This window comes from Mycobacterium sp., assembly GCF_039583785.1.
Taxonomy (GTDB): domain Bacteria; phylum Actinomycetota; class Actinomycetes; order Mycobacteriales; family Mycobacteriaceae; genus Mycobacterium.
In genome coordinates this window covers 1-1724 of record NZ_JAVKSG010000151.1, presented here as the reverse complement: position 1 = coordinate 1724, position 1724 = coordinate 1, and the positions used below count along the sequence as shown (strand labels likewise).

At 29.9% G+C, this 1724-nt stretch carries 3 protein-coding genes; all 3 read right to left on the bottom strand.

Annotation, left to right across the window (positions count from 1 at the left end; translation table 11 throughout):
* Window positions 1-510 (bottom strand): hypothetical protein (locus ABDV69_RS20670; RefSeq protein WP_343577656.1); only part of this gene is annotated, 510 nt, incomplete at its 3' end.
* Window positions 503-781, bottom strand: a complete 279-nt coding sequence (locus ABDV69_RS20665; protein WP_343577655.1) for a hypothetical protein — start codon at window positions 779-781, stop codon at window positions 503-505. The genes ABDV69_RS20670 and ABDV69_RS20665, both read right to left, overlap by 8 nt.
* Window positions 781-1509 (bottom strand): hypothetical protein, encoded by a 729-nt coding sequence (locus tag ABDV69_RS20660; RefSeq protein WP_343577654.1) that lies wholly within the window; start codon window positions 1507-1509, stop codon window positions 781-783. The genes ABDV69_RS20665 and ABDV69_RS20660 overlap by 1 nt, the downstream gene beginning before the upstream one ends.
* Window positions 1510-1724 lie beyond the last annotated feature (215 nt).

Here is a 1724-nt window from a genome sequence, read left to right as displayed (position 1 = left end):
AACTGAATTTGGAAATGCTACAGCAAGACCATAACCAAATATATAATAAGGCAAACTCTCTGTCTGTGCAACATTATTTTTTAAGGTTATATTCAAGTAGTCTGATTTATATACTTCGGTTGTTTCAGAAGGAATTACTATTCTTTTTAACAGTACAGGTGCTACATAAGGTATTTCTGGAGAATAAGTAATATTGTATGCAATTAAATCAACTACTGCCGTTGAAGTAGAGTTATTTGTTATAGTTATATTATTTACTTTTAAGTCTAAACCATTAATTGCATATGCTCCTATATACTGTATTTCTGCATTTGGAACATAATTTGGTACTGGAGTGCCGTCTATAAACAAAGGACTTATTCCTAATTCCTGTATCTCTCCTTTAAATACTGTTGTATAGCCAATATAATTTTTTGTATTTTGCACTATTGGTGTTTTTACATATGTGGGTATGCCATTTTCGTTTATTATCCCTATTGAGGACACTGTAAATTTTTCTCCATTACTCATTTATATCACCTATATATATCTTAGAGCTTAAATAATCTGATAATTCAGACACTGTTTTTTTACATTCATCAATACTGTTGAATTTTCCTGTATAGTGTATTGTCATATTAGCTGTAACTGAGATAACGTGTCTTATAGTTAAGTCTAAATCATACGTGTAATATCCATTCTTTTTAATAGTTCCTGATATTTCTTCTTCTAAGTTGTTTCCAATGAGCACTATATTATCACCAGAGAATTTTATTTCATCTCCAATTGTTATATACTCCATTAGTAACCACCCTGTTTTATTTGCTCTTCACTTGATGATAAAGATAATGGATATACTCCCCAATTATTCTCAGTAAACTTAAATCCGTTTTCAAATGTTCCAACACTTATTATCTTCGACGGAACTATTCTGTTAAGCATTTTATAAGCTAAAATACTGTCTACGGGTCTCATATCAAGAATATTGAAAGATATGTTTAGCATTGGTGTAATAGGATTTGTTGTTGGATTTTCCATAGCAAACTGATAGCTATCTTGTGGAAGCAAGTAGAAAGATGTATCCGGATTAGGATGTTTATAAGGAGACACATATCCATCTATATAACCAAAGTTATACTGGCTTTTATTACCTCCCCATCCTAATGTTGGTGTAAGATTGTCTAATTTCACATTGCTTGGATAATATTTAAATATTCTCAATGGAGACGGATATATACCAAAGGTTATTTCTACTATTTTTCTGGATTTTGCTATATCAAGAGATGTATCAGAGATTAAATTTTTAATACCAGAATATTCTTGCATTTCTAATTCTACAGATGATATAGCATATGAGTTAAATACTCCTGATACTGCAGGACTTCCAAAAGGTGCTAATGGAAGAAATCCTTCTATTTCTACTGATGGAACATACTGCATAGTTATATTTTTGCTATCTACTACACGTAGTGCAAAATACTTGTCTGGCTCTACTTCTAAAAGAACAAAATCATTTTTTTGTACAAGCATAGTTATCTACCAACTAATAATTACATAAACAAATATAAAGACTTATTATCCATATGTATAATTTATTTTTAGTGCAGAACTTTGAACATAAACTGTTGACATATTTATTTTATTGACAGAAGAAGAGTATTCAAATGTTCCATTCTGTGGTATTTGTATAGGACATCCTGAATTGTTTATTCCTATATTTAGAGTTGTATTTGATAAATTTTGAA